Origin of the sequence: Rhizobium sp. RSm-3 (assembly GCF_001854685.1) — a bacterium.
Lineage (GTDB): Bacteria > Pseudomonadota > Alphaproteobacteria > Rhizobiales > Rhizobiaceae > Rhizobium > Rhizobium ecuadorense.
On sequence record NZ_MAWZ01000002.1, the window covers coordinates 356,549 to 375,119 of the forward strand.

Annotated in this window: 15 protein-coding genes; 4 read left to right on the top strand and 11 right to left on the bottom strand. The window is 64.1% G+C overall.

The annotated features are described in order from the left end of the window. Window positions 1-17: 17 nt before the first annotated feature. Window positions 18-1,421 carry a vanillate/3-O-methylgallate O-demethylase gene (gene ligM, locus BBJ66_RS04845; RefSeq protein ID WP_071085349.1) on the top strand — a complete coding sequence of 468 codons (1,404 nt, stop codon included), beginning with the start codon at window positions 18-20 and terminating at the stop codon, window positions 1,419-1,421. 72 nt (window positions 1,422-1,493) lie between these two features. On the opposite strand, the gene BBJ66_RS04850 is transcribed toward ligM, so the two are convergent. From BBJ66_RS04850 to BBJ66_RS04890, 9 genes are all read right to left on the bottom strand, one after another. After that, window positions 1,494-2,588: an aminotransferase class V-fold PLP-dependent enzyme gene (locus BBJ66_RS04850; RefSeq protein ID WP_071085351.1), complete on the bottom strand. Its 1,095-nt coding sequence runs from the start codon at window positions 2,586-2,588 to the stop codon at window positions 1,494-1,496. Between the two features lie 11 nt (window positions 2,589-2,599). Next, window positions 2,600-3,379, bottom strand: a complete 780-nt coding sequence (locus BBJ66_RS04855; protein ID WP_071085353.1) for an ABC transporter ATP-binding protein — start codon at window positions 3,377-3,379, stop codon at window positions 2,600-2,602. Continuing rightward, window positions 3,376-4,173 carry an ABC transporter ATP-binding protein gene (locus tag BBJ66_RS04860; RefSeq protein ID WP_071085355.1) on the bottom strand — a complete coding sequence of 266 codons (798 nt, stop codon included), beginning with the start codon at window positions 4,171-4,173 and terminating at the stop codon, window positions 3,376-3,378. Before BBJ66_RS04860 ends, BBJ66_RS04855 begins: the two co-directional genes overlap by 4 nt. Next, window positions 4,170-5,003, bottom strand: a complete 834-nt coding sequence (locus tag BBJ66_RS04865; RefSeq protein ID WP_071085357.1) for an ABC transporter permease — start codon at window positions 5,001-5,003, stop codon at window positions 4,170-4,172. Before BBJ66_RS04865 ends, BBJ66_RS04860 begins: the two co-directional genes overlap by 4 nt. Continuing rightward, window positions 5,000-5,989, bottom strand: a complete 990-nt coding sequence (locus BBJ66_RS04870; protein WP_071085359.1) for an ABC transporter permease — start codon at window positions 5,987-5,989, stop codon at window positions 5,000-5,002. The genes BBJ66_RS04865 and BBJ66_RS04870 overlap by 4 nt, the downstream gene beginning before the upstream one ends. A 100-nt stretch (window positions 5,990-6,089) precedes the next feature. Continuing rightward, window positions 6,090-7,700 carry an ABC transporter substrate-binding protein gene (locus BBJ66_RS04875; protein WP_071085360.1) on the bottom strand — a complete coding sequence of 537 codons (1,611 nt, stop codon included), beginning with the start codon at window positions 7,698-7,700 and terminating at the stop codon, window positions 6,090-6,092. A gap of 235 nt (window positions 7,701-7,935) precedes the next feature. Beyond that, on the bottom strand, window positions 7,936-9,333 hold the full coding sequence (locus BBJ66_RS04880; RefSeq protein WP_071085362.1) for an LLM class flavin-dependent oxidoreductase: 1,398 nt from the start codon (window positions 9,331-9,333) through the stop codon (window positions 7,936-7,938). 18 nt (window positions 9,334-9,351) lie between these two features. Beyond that, window positions 9,352-10,413 (bottom strand): ABC transporter permease, encoded by a 1,062-nt coding sequence (locus BBJ66_RS04885; RefSeq protein ID WP_049736368.1) that lies wholly within the window; start codon window positions 10,411-10,413, stop codon window positions 9,352-9,354. After that, entirely contained in the window at window positions 10,410-11,894 is a 1,485-nt protein-coding gene (locus BBJ66_RS04890) for a sugar ABC transporter ATP-binding protein (protein WP_071085734.1), read from the bottom strand. Before BBJ66_RS04890 ends, BBJ66_RS04885 begins: the two co-directional genes overlap by 4 nt. Before the next feature lie 232 nt (window positions 11,895-12,126). Between BBJ66_RS04890 and BBJ66_RS04895 the strand changes: the two genes are divergently transcribed. Together BBJ66_RS04895 and BBJ66_RS04900 are read left to right on the top strand one after the other, a co-directional pair. Beyond that, window positions 12,127-13,173 carry a substrate-binding domain-containing protein gene (locus BBJ66_RS04895; protein WP_049731559.1) on the top strand — a complete coding sequence of 349 codons (1,047 nt, stop codon included), beginning with the start codon at window positions 12,127-12,129 and terminating at the stop codon, window positions 13,171-13,173. A gap of 77 nt (window positions 13,174-13,250) precedes the next feature. Further along, the gene (locus BBJ66_RS04900) at window positions 13,251-14,459 is read left to right on the top strand and encodes an acyl-CoA dehydrogenase family protein (protein WP_071085364.1); all 1,209 of its coding nucleotides are present in this window, start codon (window positions 13,251-13,253) and stop codon (window positions 14,457-14,459) included. Between the two features lie 79 nt (window positions 14,460-14,538). Here BBJ66_RS04900 and BBJ66_RS04905 read toward each other — a convergent pair whose 3' ends face one another. Next, on the bottom strand, window positions 14,539-15,756 hold the full coding sequence (locus tag BBJ66_RS04905) for an SfnB family sulfur acquisition oxidoreductase (protein WP_071085367.1): 1,218 nt from the start codon (window positions 15,754-15,756) through the stop codon (window positions 14,539-14,541). 305 nt (window positions 15,757-16,061) lie between these two features. Here BBJ66_RS04905 and BBJ66_RS04910 point away from each other — a divergent pair, with 305 nt between their 5' ends. Next, entirely contained in the window at window positions 16,062-17,399 is a 1,338-nt protein-coding gene (locus BBJ66_RS04910) for an LLM class flavin-dependent oxidoreductase (protein ID WP_071085369.1), read from the top strand. A gap of 6 nt (window positions 17,400-17,405) precedes the next feature. Here BBJ66_RS04910 and BBJ66_RS04915 read toward each other — a convergent pair whose 3' ends face one another. Next, the gene (locus tag BBJ66_RS04915; RefSeq protein ID WP_049731563.1) at window positions 17,406-18,470 is read right to left on the bottom strand and encodes a substrate-binding domain-containing protein; all 1,065 of its coding nucleotides are present in this window, start codon (window positions 18,468-18,470) and stop codon (window positions 17,406-17,408) included. Window positions 18,471-18,571: the final 101 nt, after the last annotated feature.

Genomic DNA, 18,571 nt, shown 5'->3' on the forward strand with positions numbered 1-18,571 from the left:
TCAATGGGAGGAATATCATGACAAAACAGAGCCTGGAGCAGAAGCTGAGCGCCGCCGGCAACACGGTGAACATGCTCCGCAATTCGCCGATCGGCGCCTATATCTATCCCGTCGTACCGCCGGAATTCAGCAACTGGCGCGACGAGCAGCGCGCCTGGCGCGAAACCGCCGTGCTCTTCGACCAGTCGCACCATATGGCCGAACTGATGATCGAGGGGCCGGATGCGCTGAAGCTCATCTCTTATCTCGGCATCAACAGCTTCGCCAATTTCCCGGTCAACCGCGCCAAGCAATTCGTGCCGGTCAGCCATAGCGGCCATGTCATCGGCGATGTCATTCTCTTTCATGTGGCCGAAAACCAGTATCTGATCGTCGGCCGCGCGCCGACGATCAACTGGGTGGAGTTTCACGGGCAGACCGGCGGCTATAACGTGAGGCTCGACCGCGACGACCGTTCGCCGTCGCGACCGGGCGGCAAACCGGTCGTGCGCCGGCGGTACCGCTATCAGATACAGGGGCCGAACGCCTGGAAGATCCTCGAAAAGGTCAACGGCGGGCCGCTCGCCGACGTCAAGTTCTTCAATATGGACACGATGAACATCGGCGGGCGCCGCGTCCGCACGCTACGCCACGGCATGTCGGGCGCTCCTGGCCTGGAGATTTTCGGACCCTATGAAGAAGGCGACGAAATCCGCAACGTCATCCTGGAAGCCGGCGAAGAATTCGGCCTGCGCCAGGTCGGCGCCCGTGCCTATGCGACGAACACGCTGGAATCCGGCTGGATTCCGTCGCCGCTGCCGGCAGTCTATACCGACGAGCGCATGAAACCCTTCCGCGAATGGCTGGGCGCCGACAGCTATGAAGCAACCGGCTCGATCGGCGGCAGCTTCGTCTCCGACAATATCGAGGATTATTACCTCACCCCGTACGAACTCGGCTACGGCCCGTTCGTCAAGTTCGATCACGACTTCATCGGCCGCGCCGCACTGGAAAAGATCGCCGACAAGCCGCATCGCAAGAAGGTGACATTCGCCTGGAACCAGGACGATGTCGCCAAAGTCTTCCAATCGCTGTTCGACCCTTCAGGCGATAACTATAAATATATCGACCTGCCGCTGTCGAACTACGCTTCCTCAAGCTACGACCAGTTGATGAAGAACGGCAGAACGATCGGCGTGTCGATGTTCTCAGGCTACAGCCACAACGAACGCACCATGCTTTCGCTCGGTACGGTCGAGCCGGAGGTGCAGGTCGGCGACGTGCTGACCCTCGTTTGGGGCGAACCCGATGGCGGAACCCGGAAGACCACCGTCGAACGTCACAAGCAGCTCGAGATCCGGGTCAAGGTCGCGCCGGTCCCTTACGCGCGTGACGCCCGCGAGGCCTATGCCGACAGCTGGCGCACCCGGCAGACGGCGTAATCCAAGGCCGGACCGCCTGGCCATCCACGCCGGGCGGTCCCTTGCCGCTTTCCCGATTCCGGCGGCATCCTCTCAGCGGCTGTAGACCGCGGAAATCGCCTCCGCGGCGGCGGCGATATCGCAAGCATGGCCGGCCTGCCTGAGGGCCGCGCCATAGGCGACGACATTCGCAAGCACCGTCTGGAATGCGGCGCGCGCACCTGTGTGGTTGAGCCGCACGAGACCGGCAGACGCGGTCCCGACACTTTCGGTCAGCTCGACACCCAACCGCCCGGCGGCGGCGATCAGCGTTGCAGACGCCAAGCCATCCGGCACCGGCACCGCCGTCACCAGGTTCGACGCCTTGGCTGCAGGCACGCGGGCCCCGGCGCCGAGCGCGGCAAGCCCCGCCCATGTCGCCGATGCCGCCAGCGCATGGCGGGCGATGACCTTTTCCAGCCCTTCGGCCTCGATGCGGTCGAGTGCGGCCTCCAGCGCGAAGAATTCCAAGGGCGCCGGCGTTCCTGGCAGAGCCCGCCGGCCACCGTCGAGCCATGACTTGAGATCCGCCAGCGACAGGATCGAATCGCGCGGTGCGCCCTCTCTCAGAATAAGCTCCCAGGCGCGGGGGCTGAGCGAAAGCGCCGACACGCCGGCCGGACCGCCGAGCGCTTTCTGCGGGCCGATCACCGCGATATCGATGCCGAGATGGTCGACATCGAGCCGATGGCCGCCGACCGAGGCAACCGCATCGACGACGGTGACGATGCCGCGGGCGCGCGCCAGCGCCGATATCTCCGGCAGGGGGTTCAGAATGCCGCTCGCCGATTCTGCATGAACCAGAACCAGCACATCGACAGGAGGACCAGTGTCGAGCGCCTTGGCAACCGCTTCGCTCTCGATCGGCAGGCCGGGTTCGGCGATGATATCCTGGACCGCGGCACCGCCCCGCCGCAGCCATTGCCCGAACCAGCCGCCATAGGGACTGGTGACGATATTGAGGGCGGAAAGGCCGGGACGCGCAAGGCTGGCCGCCACCGCTTCCAGCGCCACCACCGCCTCGGCCTGCACCAGCACGATGTCGCTGCGGCTGCGCAGGATGCCGCCGATCCTGTCGGCGAGGGCGGCGTAGCGTTCAACGGGATAGGAGGGGACGCCGTGCAAGGGATTCCAACCGGGATCAAACATGGACATCTCCTTCAGGACGGATCGGTCACGAGACGAGGGACGGCTGCAACGAGGGCGCGAGCGGCCTCGGATTGCGGCGCGGCGACGACTGCCGCTGCCGGACCGGTCTCGACGATCCGCCCGCCATCCATGACGGCGATGCGGTGGGAGACGGCGCGGACGACGGCAAGATCGTGCGAAATGAACAGGCAGGCAATGCCCTGTTCTTTCTGCAGATCGACCAGAAGTTCGAGGATCTTGCCGCGCACGGTGACGTCGAGCGCCGAGACCGCCTCGTCGAGCACCAGCAGCGACGGACGTGTCGCCATCGCCCGGGCGATCGCCACGCGCTGGCGCTGGCCGCCGGAAAGCGCGCGCACCGGCCGGCGGGCATAATCGGTGGGTAGGCCGACACGCTCGAGGAGCATCGCGATCTCGCCGGCACGCCGGTCTTTCGACACGATGCCGTGAATGCGCAAGGGATCACCGAGCACCGAACCGACATTCGCCAGCGGGTTGAAGGCGGCGAGCGGATCCTGGAACACCATCTGCAGGCGCGCCCGCTTGCGGCGCAGGGCAGCACCCCTCAGCGCCAGCCAATCCTCTCCTTCGAAGCGGATCGACCCGGCATCGGCAGGCAGAAGCCGCAGCAGGATGCGCGACAATGTCGATTTTCCGCTGCCCGAGGCGCCGACGAGACCGAGTGTTTCTCCGGCGGCGATCGTCAGCGAGATATCGTCGAGGGCAGCGACTTTCCGGCCAGCCGACGAAAAGCCTTTCGACAGGTTCTCGATGGAAAGCAGCGCGTTCATGAGGACAGCTCCGCGATCAGCGGTGGCGTCGCGAGGTCGCGATGGCTGGCGATGAGGGCTGAAGTATAGCCGCTTGCCGGCGCAGAAAGCACCGAATGGACGGGACCGGCCTCGACGAGGCGCGCATCGCGGAAAACGGCGATCCGGTCGACGAAGCCGGAAGCGAGCGCGATATCGTGGGTGATGAAGAGCAACGTCATGCCGTCTTCGCGCACCAGCCCGTCGAGCAGGCGGACGATCTCGGCCTGGACGACAACGTCGAGGGCGCTCGTCGCCTCGTCGGCGATCAGCAGCGCCGGCTTGGCAGCGATTGCCGCGGCGATCGCCACGCGCTGGCGCTGACCGCCGGAAAGCTGATGCGGAAAGGCCCGCATCGCCTTGCTGGGCTCAGGCATCCGCACCCGTTCGAGCAATTCCTCGGCTCGGAGAGAAGCCTGTTTCCAGCTGGGGCCGAGATGACGCCTGGCGCTCTCGGCGATCTGTTCGCCGATCGTCAGCACTGGATTGAGGCTTGCGCCCGGATCCTGGAAGACGAAGCCGAAATCGAGGCCCGGGCGAGGCGGATGGCCGAGTGCCGGCCAGAGCATCTCGCCTGCGACCTTCGTTCCTTCAGGCAGCAGACCGGCCAGCGCCCGGGCGAGCGTGCTCTTGCCGGAGCCGCTTTCGCCGATGATCGCCAGCCTTTCGCCGGCCTTGATGTCGAGATCGATACGGTCGAGCGCGGCGGCAGCATTGTTTTTGCCGCGCCCATAGGTGACCGAGAGCTGCCGGAGGCTGCAGAAAATACCGCTCATGCCGCTCTCCCGCCGTCATCGCCGAGCGCCTTGCCAAGACCTTCGCTGAGGAGATGGACGCCGAGCACGGTCACGGCAAGTGCCGCGCCCGGTATGACGGAGAGATAGGCGGCCGAGCGCAGCACGCTGCGGCCCTCGGCGATCATCGAACCCCAGGTAGCGATATTCGGATTGCCGAGGCCAAGAAAGGAAAGGGCCGCCTCCGTCAGGATCGCGCCGGCGACGATGGTGGCCGAGAGCGCCAGCACCGGTGGCAGCGCGTTCGGCAGGATTTCCCGGAAGGCGATCTCCGCGGGATGCATGCCGATCACCCTTGCCGAGGCGACGTAATCCTGCTCGCGGATCGCCAGCACCTGCGCCCGCATCAACCGCGCCGGATCGGCCCAGGCGCCGAGCGCGATGGCCAGCACGACGACCGGCGTCGAGACGCCGATGGTGCTGACGAAGGCAAGGGCGAGCAGGAAGGCCGGCACGATCTGGAAGGCATCGACCACCCGCATCAGCGCCTCGTCGACGATCCCGCCGGCAAAACCGGCCGCCATGCCGACGCAAAGCCCGAGGATCATCGCCGAAAAGGCTGCCGCGAGGCCGACGGCAAGCGAGGTGCGCGCGCCATAAAGGAGGCCGGCGAACACGTCGCGTCCGAGACGGTCCGTACCGAGCGGAAAGGCTGGATCGGTGAAGGGCGCAAGCAGCGCCCGCCCGGCGATCCTGAGCGGATCGCCGGGCGAAATGATGGGGGCGAGCAGCCCGAACAGAAGCAGGATGACAAGGATGGCAAGCCCAATCATGCCTTCCGGTGTGCCGAGGAGACGCCGGAGACGGCTCATGCGCCGCCCTCCGAGGCGCCGATGCGCGGATCGAGCCCGGCATAGACGAGATCGACGAGGAAATTGACCGCAATGACCAACACGGCGCTGGTGAGGATGATCCCCATCAACAGCGGCGCGTCGCGGCCGTTGACCGCCTCCTGCGCTAGGCGCCCGAAGCCGGGGACCGCAAAGACGCTCTCGATCACCACGCTGCCGCCGAGCATGGCCGCCGATTGCAGCCCGAGCATGGTAACGAGCGGCAGCAGCGCATTGCGCGCCACATGGCGCAGCACGATGCGGGTGCGCGACAGACCTTTGGCGCGGGCAAAGAGGACGAAATCGAGCTTCCACACCTGCCCCATGCCGGCGCGCATCACCCGCAGGAACAAGGCGAGATAGATCAGGGCGAGCGCACCGGCCGGCAGGACCAGATGATCTGATATGTCGAGCGCGCGTGAAAGCCCCGTCTTTCCTGAAGCGATCGTCTCGATACCGGCGATCGGAAACCAGCGCAGCTTCACCGAAAAGGCGATGCTGAGAACCAGGCCGAGCCAGAAGCTCGGAATGGCATAAACAACAAGCGAGCCGATCGACAGCAGCCGGTCGCGCACCGACCCCGGCCGCGCCCCCGCGAGGATACCGAGCGCCGAGCCGAAACCGAAGGAAAGCGCCGTGGCGCTGCCCATCAGCAGCAGCGTGTTGGGCAGGCGTTCGGCGATGAGCGAGCCGACCGGCCGGTCGAAGGCGACCGACCAGCCGAGATCGAGCCGCGCCAGCGAGGAGAGATAAAGCCAGAGCCGGGCCAGCATGGACCGGTCGAGGCCGTAGCTCTCGCGCAGCGACTGCCTGAGCGCCGCATCGCCGCCGCCGATCGAGCCGAGATAGGCATCGACGGCATCGCCCGAGGCGAATTCCAGCAGGAAGAAGGTGAAGATCACCACGATCAGCAGCACCGGAAGGCTGCTGATCGCCCTGCGCCGCAGGAAGAGGATTGCACGTTTCACGCCGGACAGAGCCTCCGGAAGAGAATTGCCGCCGATCTATCTTTGTTTTTACGCAATTCCGAACGCAAAACCGCGGCACACTTTTGCTGGAATTGCTCTATCACGATTGCAGCGCGGTATCGCCCCAGTTCGAGACGGCCCAGCGCGGATTGTTCGAGACGTTGAGCACGGTGTCACGGGCGACGGTGATGAAGCCCCACTCCGCGACGTTGATCAGCGGCAGATCGGCCACGACGAGCTGCTGGAACTTGCGGTAGAGATCGGTGCGCGCCGCCGTATCGACGGTCTCGGCGGCCTGCTTGATGATCTTGTCGAGCTCCGGATTGACGTAGCCGCCCTGGTTGGAGAAGGGCACCCCATCCGGCGTGCCGGATTGAACGAGAATGGTGGTGGAGATTGCCGGATCGCCGCGGAAGACCGGCGGACCGACGGAAAGGTCGAAATCGTGATCTGTGTAGACCGCCTTCTGGTGCGCGGCCGCATCGGCATTGACGATCTCCGCATCGATGCCGATCACGGCGAGCGCCTGGCGAAGATAGTCGCCGAACTGCCGGGTCTCGTTGAAATAGGGCGCGGGGCGCAGCTTCAGCTTGAAGCGGTTGCCGTCCGCGCCTTGTTTGTACCCTGCCTTGTCGAGAATATCGTTGGCGGCGGCAGGGTCGAAATCATAGGTCGCGACATCTGAGGTATAGAACTCCGGCGCATTCTTCGGCACCGGCCCGGTCGAAGCGGCGGCATAACCGAGGAAGATCGTGTCGACGACGAATTTCTTGTCGATGGCCTGCGCGATCGCCTGGCGGACCCTGAGGTCGGCGAGCTCCTTGCGGCGGTGATTGATCTCGACGACGAGCTGGTAGGTCAAGGCTTCGTAACCCTTGGAGATCACCTTGATGCCGTCGACCTTGGAGAGGCGGTCGAGATCGGCGAGCGGCACGGCCGAGAAGGCGGCGAGCTGGATTTCGTCGGCTTCGAGCGCTGCACCCGCCGAGGCGCGGTCGGGCAGCACGCGAAAGACGATCTCGTCGAGTTTCGGCTGGTCCTTGTCCCAATAGTTCTCATTGCGCGTCAGCCGGTAATATTCGCCGGGCTTGTATTCGGCGAATTTGAACGAGCCGGTGCCGACCAGCTTATTATTACCAGGATTGGTGGCGATGTCGGAACCGTCGAAGATGTGCTTGGCGACAACGCTGGTGACGACGGGCAGGGCATTGCGGATCAGCTGGAACGGCGTCGGCTTGGAGAAGCGGAAGATGGCGGTGTAATCATCCGGCGTATCGACCGCTTCGAGATTGGCGAAGACCAGGCGGCCGAGATTCTGCAGCGGCTTCCAGATGTTGAGGGCGGAGAAGGCGACATCGAGCGAGGTGAACGGCTGGCCGTCATGCCAGGTGACGCCGTCGCGCAGCTTGAAGGTGACGGAAAGGCCGTCGGCCGAGCCCTCCCAGGAGGTGGCAAGCCGCGACGCAAGCCCGTCCTTGCCGTCGAACGAGGCTTCGGCCAGTGGTTCGATCACCTTGCTGGCGATGAAAAAGACGCCGTTCGAAGCGACGATGGCGGGATTGAGGTTCTTCGGCTCGGAATCGGCCGCAACGATCAGCCGGCCACCGGCGGGTGCCGCCTGCGCCGGCGCTTGGCGGGCAAGCGCCGTCGAAGCCAGCAGCAGGGCGGTGCCCTTCATCAGCGTGCGGCGCGAGATAGATGGTACGGTCATGACCCCTCCTGATCGATCAAACCCCAGAGCATGATGCCGAAAAGTGTAAGCGGTTTTCGGACAACATCATGCTCTAACTCTTTAATTTAGAACAGGATTCAGATTTTAGGCCAACCGCGCCTAAAATCATCCTGTTCTAGCGCCCATATTCAGGGCGAAACGCCATAGTCATAGAAGTTAAATTCGAAATGGCAGGGCTCTGCGAGACATTTTTTGTCACCCAGCCATTATTTGCTCAGCCGCTTGCGGCGAGGCGTTTTGGCTCGCTGAAGAGATCGCGATAGGCGGCACCGGGATGCGGCGCAACAAGCCGCGGTCCCGCTCCCCCAAGCTTTTCCCGCAGCGTGCCCTTGGCATATTCTTTCTTGTAGACGCCGCGCTTTTGCAGTTCCGGCACCAGCAAATCCACAGCATCCTCGAAACTCTCGGGCGTCACGGCATAGGCGAGGTTGAAGCCGTCGACATCGGTATCCTCGATCCATTCCTGCATCAGATCGGCGACGGTCTGAGGCGAGCCGACGAAAACAGGGCCGAAACCGCCAACACCAACCCAGTCGGCCATTTCGCGCACCGTCCATTCTTTGGTCGGATCGATGGTGGTGAAGGTCTCGACGGCCGATTGCACCGCATTGGTATGACGGTGGCGCAGCACCTCGTCCGGTCCGAACTGGCCGAAATCGATGCCGGTCCAGCCGGAGATCAGCGTCAGCGCGCCCTCGAAGGACGCGTATTTGCGGTATTCGTTGAACTTGCGCTGCGCCTCGGCATCGGTCTCGCCGAGAATGACAGTCTGCAGGTTGAAGGCGAGGATTTCGCGCGGGTTGCGGCCGACGCGCTCGGCCGCCTCGCGGACATTGGCGACGTAGCGCTTGAGCACGGGTTTCGACGGCGACGCCACGAAGATGCATTCGGCATGGGCGCCGGCAAAATCCTTGCCGCGGCTGGAAGCGCCGGCCTGGTAGAGAACCGGGGTTCGCTGCGGCGAGGGCTCGCTCAGGTGAATGCCGGGCACGTTGAAATGTCTGCCGGAATGACCGATCGGATGAACCTTGTCGGGGTGAGTGAAGATGCCGGCTTCCCGGTCGCGAACGACGGCGCCATCCTCCCAGCTACCCTCCCAGAGCTTGTAGCAGACCTCCAGATATTCCTCGGCGAGATCGTAGCGATCATCATGCTTCGTCTGTGCCGGCTGGCCGATATTGAGCGCACCGCTGTTGAGATAGGAGGTGACGATATTCCAGCCGACGCGCCCTTTGGTCAAATGGTCGAGCGTCGAGATACGGCGGGCGAAAGTATAGGGATGCTCGAAGGAGAGCGAGGCCGTCAGGCCGAAGCCGAGATGTTCGGTCGCGTAAGCCATGGTCGGGATGAGCTGCAGCGGATCGTTGACCGGCACCTGCGCCGAATGGCGAAGGGCCGCATCGACATTGCCGTTCAGCACATCGTAGACGCCGAGCACGTCGGCGATGAACAGCCCGTCGAACTTGCCGCGCTCCAGCGTCTTTGCCAGATGCACCCAGTAGTCGAGATCCTTATAGGTCCAGGACTTGTCGCGCGGATGGCGCCAGAGCCCCGGCGACTGGTGTCCGACGCAATTCATGTCGAAGGCGTTCAGCCTGATTTGGCGGGTCATGTCTTTCTTCCTTGGAATTTAAGGATTGCTGCGGCCGAGGCCGTAGGTCAGGGCCAAGGCTCCGACGAGCACGGCGCCCTTGACGAAATCCTGGGTGTAATAGGGGGCGTTCAGCATGGTGAGGCCATTCAGGAGCACGCCGACGAAGACGGCGCCGGCAATGGTGCCGAGCACGTTCGGGCGCCGCAGGTTGAGAACGGCAAAACCGATCAGCGCGGCGGCGACCGAATCCATCAGCAGCGAGCCGCCGGAGGAAATGTCGCCGCGCCCGACGCGGGCGGCGATCACGATGCCGCCGAGCGAGGCCAGCGTGCCCGACAGCACATAGGCGAGGGTCTTCAGCCTGACGGTCGAGGCCCCTGCGAGCCGGGTGGCGACCTCGTTGCCGCCGGTCGCAAACAGCAGTCGGCCGATGCGGGTGCGTTCGGTGAGCACGAAGAGCGCAACGGCGACCGCCGCCATCAGCACCACGGAAACGGGAAGGGTGCCGAGGATGCTGTAGCGGCCGATCAGCAGGAAGGCCGGGTCATAGGCCCCGGTCGCCTTCGTGCCGTCGGGCAAGGTGAGGCCTGCTGAAATCGACCGGCCGGCCGTCGGGATCAGCTGCAGGCCGGAAAGCAGGAACATCATCGCCAGCGTCGCCAAAAGATCGGGCACCCTCAAGCGCACGATCAGGAAGGCGTTGACGAGCCCGATCAGGGCGCCAAAAGCGAGCACCAGCGGCACCGTCGCATAGGCATCGAGACCCCAGACGATCATCGCGTAACTCGCGGCCATCACGCTCGATGCGGCAACGGCGCCGATCGACAGGTCGAAACCGCCGACGGCGAGCGTGACGGTGACGCCGGCCCCGAGGATGGCGACCACCGACACCGCCTGCAGGATGCTCATCAGATTGGCGATATTGATGAAGGCGGGCTCGGCGATGGTGAAGCCGACGACGAGAGCCGCAAGCAGAATGAACACAGCGCCCGCCCGCAGGAAGGCCCCGAGAGCGGCGAGGCGGCCGCTCTCGGCTTCAGGCAGCGTCTTTGCCCACGTGCTTGCCTGGGAAAGAGTGTCGTTGTCGATCGTCGTCATGCGGAAATTCCCTGAATGGCGGAAAGAGCGGCAAAGCCGCCTGCAGCGGGTTCCAACACGTGGCGGTCGATGACCAGGATGCGGTCGGCCACCTCATAGGCCTCCTCGGGATCGGAGGTCGCGATCAGCGTCGCCCGGTCGGTGCGGCAGCGGATTGCCCGGATGATGTCATGGCGGGCGCCGACGTCGACGCCCTGGAACGGTTCGTCGAGCAGCAGCAGCCGGCTTGGTTCCGCCTCCCAGCGGGCGATCACCGCCTTCTGCTGGTTGCCACCGGACAGCGACCAGATCGACGCGAGCGGGCCGGCGGCCTTGATGCCGAAACGGGTTATTGCCTGTTCGGCCTCGCGCCGTTCTCGGCCGCCGGCAAGAAAACCATGCGGATACCATTTGGAAAGATGCGGCAGGCTGATCGTCGCCGCCAGCGAATGGCCAGGCCAGGCCGGCGGCATCAACGAGGACCGGTGACGGTCTTCCGCTGCCATCGCAACACCCGCCGCGATCGCTTCGGCCGGACTTTTCGGCCGGTAGGGCCGGCCGTCGAGATACATCGCGCCACCCTCAAGCGCCGTCACGCCGAAGATAGCCTGCAGCAGCCGGCTCTTGCCGGCGCCGAGCACGCCGGTGACCGCCACCACCTCGCCTTCGTGCAATGACAGATCGAAGGTCGCACTTCCGGGCAGCAGGCTGATATCGCGCATTTCGAAAATCGCCGGCCCCGCCGCGGGCCGCGCATCCGGCCGCGCCGCATACAGCCTGCGGCCGATCATCGTCTCGATGGCGGCTGAAAAATCGATCGGCCGCGCGAAGGTGCCGACGACACAGCCGCCGCGCATGACGAGCGCGCGGTCGGCGATGGCTTCGAGATCGGCGGTGCGATGCGAGATATAGAGGATCGCCAGGCCGCGGCTGCGAAGCTGGAGCAGAATATCTAAAAGTCGGCGGCTTTCCTCTCCGGATAGGCTCGCCGTCGGCTCGTCCAGAATGAGGAGATCGGCGCGATTGGCGAGCGCGCGTGCGATCGCCACGAGTTGCCGGTCGGCGCTGGTGAGGTCGCCGAAATCGCGATCGAGCGGCAGGCTGAAACCGGCAGCATCGAGCATCGCCTGTGCGGCGCGGCGAATGCCGGCGCGCGAGACGAAGAAGGGCGTGCTGCGATCGGCGAAGCGGTTGAGAAGCAGGGCATCGGCGACGGTCAATCCAGCGGCGCCGACCAGATCGGTCGACTGGTGCACGGTGACGACGCCGGACCTTGCCGCTTCGGCCGGACTGCGCGGCGCGAAGGGGCGGTCATCGAGACGGACGGTGCCGCCATCGGCCGAAAGCACGCCGGAAAGGACCTTGACCAGCGTCGATTTGCCCGCGCCGTTTGCGCCCATCAGTGCCACGATCTCGCCGCGCTCGATCAGAAGATCGGCGCCGGCAAGCGCGCGCGTCGAACCGAAACTGCGGGTTATGTTTTCAACGTGAAGAAGCGGCATCGACAAGATCCGGGACTGCATTTGTCTCGGAAGTGTGCCTCGTTCGGGCGGTCGAATTCCAGGCACGCATTTCCCTGGCGAACTGCGCCAGCGAAACAAAGAATCTCCCGCAGCCCGCAAAATCGGATCATTTAATCTACTAAAAGCATAGATATTATATCTAATAAATCGACGCGTCGCGGGGGCTGAGACCTGTCAGACGACGCCTCCGATTGTTAGAAGGAACGCGACGATGAAATCCCTCGCACGGCTCGCACTCTCCGCTGCCGTCATTCCGTTCATTTTCATTCAGGGCGCGCAGGCCGACGGCCTGTCCGGCGCTCCGGCTCCCTTCGACAAGGGTGGGGTCAAGGTGGCGCTGATCAGCTACATCTCCGCCGGTGATTTCTTTCAGGCCTACCAGGCGGGCGCCGAGGCCCAGGCCAGGGCTCTGGATATCGACCTGCGCGTCTTCCCCGGCCGGCAGGATGCCGCCGAGCAGCGCGAACAGATCCTGCAGGCGATCAATCTCGGCGTCTCCGGCATCGTCATCGACCACGGCCTGCCTGAATCGCTCGGCGACGTCGTCCAGCAGGCCCTCGACAAAGGCATCAAGGTCGTGGCCTTCGACGTCAACCTGAACAACCCTAAAATTCCGCAGGTGGAGCAGAGCGATCACGAGCTTGCCTCGCTGGCCCTCGAGCAGGCGGTGAAGGACAACGGCAAGGACTTCAAGGCGGGATACGTCTATGTCGCAGGCTTTGCGCCGCTCGACCGCCGCAACGAAGTCTGGGACAAGTTCAAGTCCGAAAATACCGGCGTGGTCGAAAAGGCTCGCTTCGGCAATGTCAGCGATACGACGGCGACCTCGACCGCCGACCAGGCGAAGGCTGCGCTCACCGCCAATCCCGATATTTCGGTGGTCTTCGCCCCCTATGACGAATTCGCCCGCGGCGTGAAGCTCGCCGCCAACGATCTTGGCATATCAAGCAAGCTCAAGATTTATTCGGCCGACGTTTCCACAGCCGATATCCAGGAGATCACCGAGGAAGGCAGCCCTTGGGTGGCCACCGTCGCGACCAATCCGGCTGTCGTCGGCGCCGTCTCCATCCGCGCCGCCGCCCTCGAAATCGCCGGCCAGACGGTTCCCCGAGAGATCACCGTCAAGCCGACGCTGCTGACCCAGGAGAGCCTGCGCGCGGCCGGCGTCAAGACAATCGAGGATCTGGCTGAGAAGATCCCGGCCTTCAGCACCAGCGACGCCGCGACCGCCAGCTGGATCCCGGACAAGCTGTTCTGAGACGTTTCTGCTCGATCCTTCCGGCGGGAGCGTGCGGCTCGCGCCGGATCATCTTTTGAAGAATTGGAGTTCCGCCCATGAGCCAGTCCAATGTCGTCTTCGCGGCCCCCCGCAACCTGACGCGAGAAGACCTCTTTGCCCGTGCCGAGACCATCTCGGTCGACCTTTCCGAGCGCGCCGCCGAGCTCGACCGCGACGGCCGCCCGCCGCTTGCGGAAATCGTCAAGCTGAAGAATGCCGGGCTGCTCAATGCGCTGCATCCCAAAGAGATCGGCGGCGGCGGCCTTGACTGGGTCGACGGGCTGAGGCTGGTGCGCATCCTCGCCCGCGGCGAGAGCTCGATCGGCCAGTTGCTTGGCTACCACTTCGTCAACAGCCAGTACGTCTACTGGGCTCTCGATTCTGCGCGCGCCCATGCGCTGGGCAGCGAGACGGTGGCGAAGAACCTCTATTGGGGTGCGGCCGTCAATCCCCGCGACCCCGGCCTGGTGCTGACCCGCCGCGGCAACGGCTACGTGCTGAATGGGCGCAAGTCCTTCTCGACCGCGGCGCGGGTTTCCGACTACATCAATGCCAATGCGGCGCTCGACGACAAGATCGCCGGCTTCGCCGTGCCGACAGATCGCCCAGGCTACATCGCCAATGACGACTGGGACAATATCGGCCAGCGCCTCTCCGACAGCGGCAGCGTCGAGTTCCACGATTTTCCTGTTTACGAGGAGGATTTCGTCGGCGCACCCGCAGCAGCCGATGCGCCGCCGCCGGTGCTGTCGACCTTCAACACACCGTTCATTCAGCTGGTCTTCGTCAACTTCTATCTCGGCACCGCCGAAGGCGCGCTGCAGGCAGCCGTCGATTATGTCCGCACCACGACCCGGCCGTGGATTACGTCAGGCGTCGAGCGGGCAGCCGACGACCCCTATATCCTCGAACGCGTCGGCGAATTCACCGCAGCCCTGAAGGCCTCGGCCGCCCTTGCCGACAGTGCGGCAGCCGCCGTGCAGGCCGGCCTTACCCGCGGCCGCGACGTGACGGCGCGCGAGCGCGGCGAAGCGGCGGCGGAAGCCTATGCCGCCAAGGTCCATGCCACCCATGTTTCGCTCGACATCACCTCGCGCGTCTTCGAACTGACCGGTGCGCGCTCGACGGCGGACAAATACCGCTTCGACCGGTTCTGGCGCAATGTCCGCACTCACACACTGCATGATCCGGTCTTCTACAAGGCGAAGGAAGTCGGTGAATTCGTGCTGAACGACAGGATACCGGAGGTCAGCCTCTACAGCTGAGGCACAGGCCGACCGTCGAAAGAAAAAAACCACCGCCGGCGCCGGCGGTGGTTTTTTTTCATTTGCATGAGATGCAAACTCAGAGCGCACCGTTCTTCGGCGGCGTCACACCGTTCAGATGGTAGTTGCCGACGACGTGATATTTCCAGCGCACGGGATCGTGCAGCGTATGGGTGCGGGCATTGCGCCAATGGCGGTCGAGATTGAGGCCAGCCCGTACCGACGAGGTTCCGGCAAGCTCGAAGAGCGTGTTCGAAGCCTCGAGCGCCACCTCTGTTGTCAGCACCTTGGCCGCGGCGACCGCAAGCGTTGCCTCGATCACCTTCTGCTCCGTCGTCTCGACCTGTGCGGCATCGACCTTGTGTCCGGCGCGCTCGACAAGGGCGGTCGCGGCTTCGAGCCGGATGGCGATCTGCCCGACCTTAGCGATCGTCAGTGGATCGTCGGAGGCGCGGTCGAGACCGCTATCCATCCAGGGGCGCGATTTCGTCCTGACGAAATCAAGCGTTTCGGCGAAAGCCGCGCGTGCAATGCCGAGATCGACGCCGGCATGGATGATCTGGCCGACGGAGCCGATCGTCGTCGGGCGCTCGAAGCCCTTATGATGGAAGACGACGGAATCGGCGCTGACATAGACATTGTCGAGCACAGTCGTGCCGCTGCCGGTGGTGCGCTGGCCGAAGCCGTCCCAGTCGTCGACGATCTCGACGCCTTCGGTGCCCTTCGGCACGAAGGCCATGGTCAGCCGCTCCTCCGCATCAAGCGCGAAGACGGTGATCCAGTCGGCGAAGAGCACGCCTGTGGAATAGAACTTGCGGCCGTTGATCCGGTAGCCCGGACCGTCGCGGCTGATGCGCGTGTTGTAGTGCCCGACCGTCTTCGTGCCGCGTTCGGAAAGCGCATTGCCGAAACGGTCGCCGGCAAGCACCCGGCCGAAGAAATAGCGCTGCTGCTCCTCGCTGCCGTCGGTGCGGAGCGCCTCGAGAATATAGAAATGGTTCTGCGGGATCTGGCCGATCGAACCGTCCGCTTGCGACAGGATCGCGGTGATCTCGGCAAGCACCGCGTTCGAAACGTCGAGGCCGCCATATTGCGCCGGCACGGTGATCGCCAGAAGGCCGGACTGCGCGAGCAGGTCGAGTTCGCTGAAAGGCAGGATCCGGTCGGCGTCGCGCTCGGCAGCACGCGCTGCAAATTGCGCCGCCAGCCTGCGGGCGGTTGCGATCGCTTCCTCATCGCTGCCGATACGGTCGGCCACGGGCCGGATCTGATCTGCTTGCCTCAGCACGGTATTCATCGATGTCTCCAATTCTGACAATCCTATCGGTGAAAGAAATCTAGCGTCGAGATAAGATTACAAATTCTATAGATGCGATAGAAAATAAAAAGTGTTTGCTTATCGGCCTTCGGCGGCCGGGATTAGGGTTTCGGTCCAACCTTCGCGCGGCGACGCGCCCGGGGGACGATGAGATTTCCGCCTTCCCGGCCTCGATTTGATTTCGGCGCCCTCCTACGTAACCAATGTCAGGTGCGTCGCCGCACCGATGGAAAAACGCCCAATGCGGAGCAGGCGGCCGCCTTGCCCGATCCATGAGGAAAATCATGACCCGTTCACGGCAATTGCGCCTCGGCGCCTTCATGCGCCCCGTCAGCCTGCATACCGGCGCTTGGCGCTATCCCGGTTCCTACCCCGACGCCAACTTCAATTTCGCCCATCTGAAATCCTTCGCGCAGGCGCTGGAACGGGCGAAATTCGACGCCTTCTTCATGGCCGACCATCTCGCCGTGCTCAACATGCCGGTCGAGGCGCTCAGGCGCAGCCACACGGTCACCTCCTTCGAGCCCTTCACATTGCTGTCGACGCTGGCCGCCGTGACGGAGCGTATCGGCCTCGTAGCCACCGCTTCCACCACATTCGACGAGCCCTATCATATCGCCCGGCGTTTCGCCTCGCTCGATCACATCAGCGGCGGCCGCGCCGGCTGGAACATCGTCACCACGTCCAACCCCGATGCCGCGCTGAACTTCGGCCTCGACGAACATGTAGAGCACGGCGAGCGTTATCATCGCGCCCGGGAATTCTACGATGTCGTGACCGGACTGTGGGACAGCTTCGCCGACGATGCCTTCATCCGCGACCGGGAAAGCGGCCTGTTCTTCGATCCCGACAAGATGCATGTGCTCGGCCACAAGGGGGAGGAGCTCAGCGTCCGCGGGCCGCTTAATATCGCCCGGCCACCGCAGGGCTGGCCTGTCATCGTCCAGGCCGGCCAATCTGATCCCGGCCGCCAGCTTGCCGCCGAGACTGCCGAAATGGTCTTCTGTTCGCCGCGCGATCTTGCCGCCGGCAAGGCGCTCTATGCCGATATCAAGGGACGCATGGAAACGATCGGCCGCAACCGCGACCATCTGAAGATCCTGCCCGCAGCCTTCGTTATCGTCGCCGATACGATCGAGGCGGCACGGGCCAAACGCGCCACTCTCGACAGCCTCGTGCATTACGACAGCGCCATCGCCTCGCTTTCGATCGCACTCGGCCATGACGCTTCCGACTTCGATCCCGACGCGCCGCTGCCGGCCGATATTCCCGACACCAATGCCAGCAAGACTGGCCGCGCCCAGGTGCTGAAACTTGCCGCCGAGGAGAAGCTGACCGTCCGCCAGCTGGCGCAGCGCTATGGCGGCTATGCGGGCCTCGCCTTCGTCGGCACACCTGCAAGCATTGCCGACGAGATGGAACGCTGGTTGGAGGAGGAAGGCTCGGACGGCTTCAATATCGTCTTCCCCTATCTGCCGCAGGGTCTTCTTGACGTCACCGAGCGACTGATTCCGGAGCTTCAGCGCCGCGGCCTGTTCCGCAGCGAATATCAAGGCACGACGCTGCGCGAGCATCTTGGTTTGCCGCGGCCGGAGAACCGGTTTTTCACAGCCCCCACTTGAGGCGTGTCAACCGCTCGGGCTCGAACTCCTTTTCGCCGTCCCGATCTCAAACGCGTCGCTTTCCCCCGGCATCAATTCGAGCGGCCAGACGACGTTGCGGCCGGCATCAGGATAGAACGCGCGATAGGCCGGCACATTGGCGAGAAGCGTCTGTCCGAGTGCGACGCCGAGATCATAGAGCGACATACGGAAGCAACTGAGCGAAGGGTTCAGGAACCGTGCGCGCGGGGCATCGCGGAAGCCGATCACGGCAAGGTCGCGGCCGGGCACGACGCCCGTTTCCATCAGGCGGCGGTAGAGGCCGATCGCCATCAGCTCGTAGATCAGGATCACCGCCGTCGGCCGCTCTTCGAGGAGCAGCAGCTCATGGGCCGCCTGGTAGCCGCCCTGTTCACTCGATTTGACGCGGATGACGAGCGACGGATCGAAGGCGATACCGTGCCGCGCGAGCGCGCGGCGATAGCTCTCGATAAAGACATAGCCGAGGTTAACCTCGCTCGACGGCGCCGTGATCGCGATCCGGCGATGGCCGCGCGCGACCAGCCGTTCAACAGCACGGTCGGCCACGCCTTCGAAATCGAGATCGATCCAGGGGAAATTGCCGGGGGAAAGGCTGCGGCCGACCGCAACGAAGGGGATCTTTGCCCGCGACAGAAGATCGATGCGCCGGTCGATGCGCTGCATATTCGAGATGATCATCGCATCGACGATCCGGCGCGCCACGATCCGCTTCAGATATTCGTGCGGATCCTCGTCGCTCGGGCAGGGCAGCATGATCAGGTCGAGCTTATGGCGGGCAAAGACGCTCTGCAACCCGCTGGTGACGCCGAGAAAGAAGTTGTCGGCATTTTCGACCGCCTCCGCGCTGGATTCGATCATCAACCCGATGACCTTCGTCTCTCCCTGCCTCAGGCTCCGGCCAGATTGGTTGGCGACGTAGCCCAGCTCCTCGGCCGCCGCCAGCACGCGCCGCCGCGTTTCCTCGTTGACATCGGGCTTGCCGTTCAGCGCCCGGGAAACCGTACCGATCGAAATATCCAGGTGTTCGGCAAGCTGGCGAATCCCTTTCATCGGCTGCGTTTCCTTCCCATGCGTAATTTCGCATTTGGCGTCTCTTGACATCGCAAAATGTTTCCGCCAACATTCGTAAACGTTTACGGAGTGCGTGTCAC

Coding starts and splice junctions, on each gene's coding strand:
- ligM (WP_071085349.1), top strand. CDS start 18: ATGACAAAACAGAGCCTGGAGCAGAAGCTGAGCGCCGCCGGCAACACG.
- BBJ66_RS04850 (WP_071085351.1), bottom strand. CDS start 2,588: ATGTTTGATCCCGGTTGGAATCCCTTGCACGGCGTCCCCTCCTATCCC.
- BBJ66_RS04855 (WP_071085353.1), bottom strand. CDS start 3,379: ATGAACGCGCTGCTTTCCATCGAGAACCTGTCGAAAGGCTTTTCGTCG.
- BBJ66_RS04860 (WP_071085355.1), bottom strand. CDS start 4,173: ATGAGCGGTATTTTCTGCAGCCTCCGGCAGCTCTCGGTCACCTATGGG.
- BBJ66_RS04865 (WP_071085357.1), bottom strand. CDS start 5,003: ATGAGCCGTCTCCGGCGTCTCCTCGGCACACCGGAAGGCATGATTGGG.
- BBJ66_RS04875 (WP_071085360.1), bottom strand. CDS start 7,700: ATGACCGTACCATCTATCTCGCGCCGCACGCTGATGAAGGGCACCGCC.
- BBJ66_RS04880 (WP_071085362.1), bottom strand. CDS start 9,333: ATGACCCGCCAAATCAGGCTGAACGCCTTCGACATGAATTGCGTCGGA.
- BBJ66_RS04885 (WP_049736368.1), bottom strand. CDS start 10,413: ATGACGACGATCGACAACGACACTCTTTCCCAGGCAAGCACGTGGGCA.
- BBJ66_RS04890 (WP_071085734.1), bottom strand. CDS start 11,894: ATGCCGCTTCTTCACGTTGAAAACATAACCCGCAGTTTCGGTTCGACG.
- BBJ66_RS04895 (WP_049731559.1), top strand. CDS start 12,127: ATGAAATCCCTCGCACGGCTCGCACTCTCCGCTGCCGTCATTCCGTTC.
- BBJ66_RS04900 (WP_071085364.1), top strand. CDS start 13,251: ATGAGCCAGTCCAATGTCGTCTTCGCGGCCCCCCGCAACCTGACGCGA.
- BBJ66_RS04905 (WP_071085367.1), bottom strand. CDS start 15,756: ATGAATACCGTGCTGAGGCAAGCAGATCAGATCCGGCCCGTGGCCGAC.
- BBJ66_RS04910 (WP_071085369.1), top strand. CDS start 16,062: ATGACCCGTTCACGGCAATTGCGCCTCGGCGCCTTCATGCGCCCCGTC.
- BBJ66_RS04915 (WP_049731563.1), bottom strand. CDS start 18,470: ATGAAAGGGATTCGCCAGCTTGCCGAACACCTGGATATTTCGATCGGT.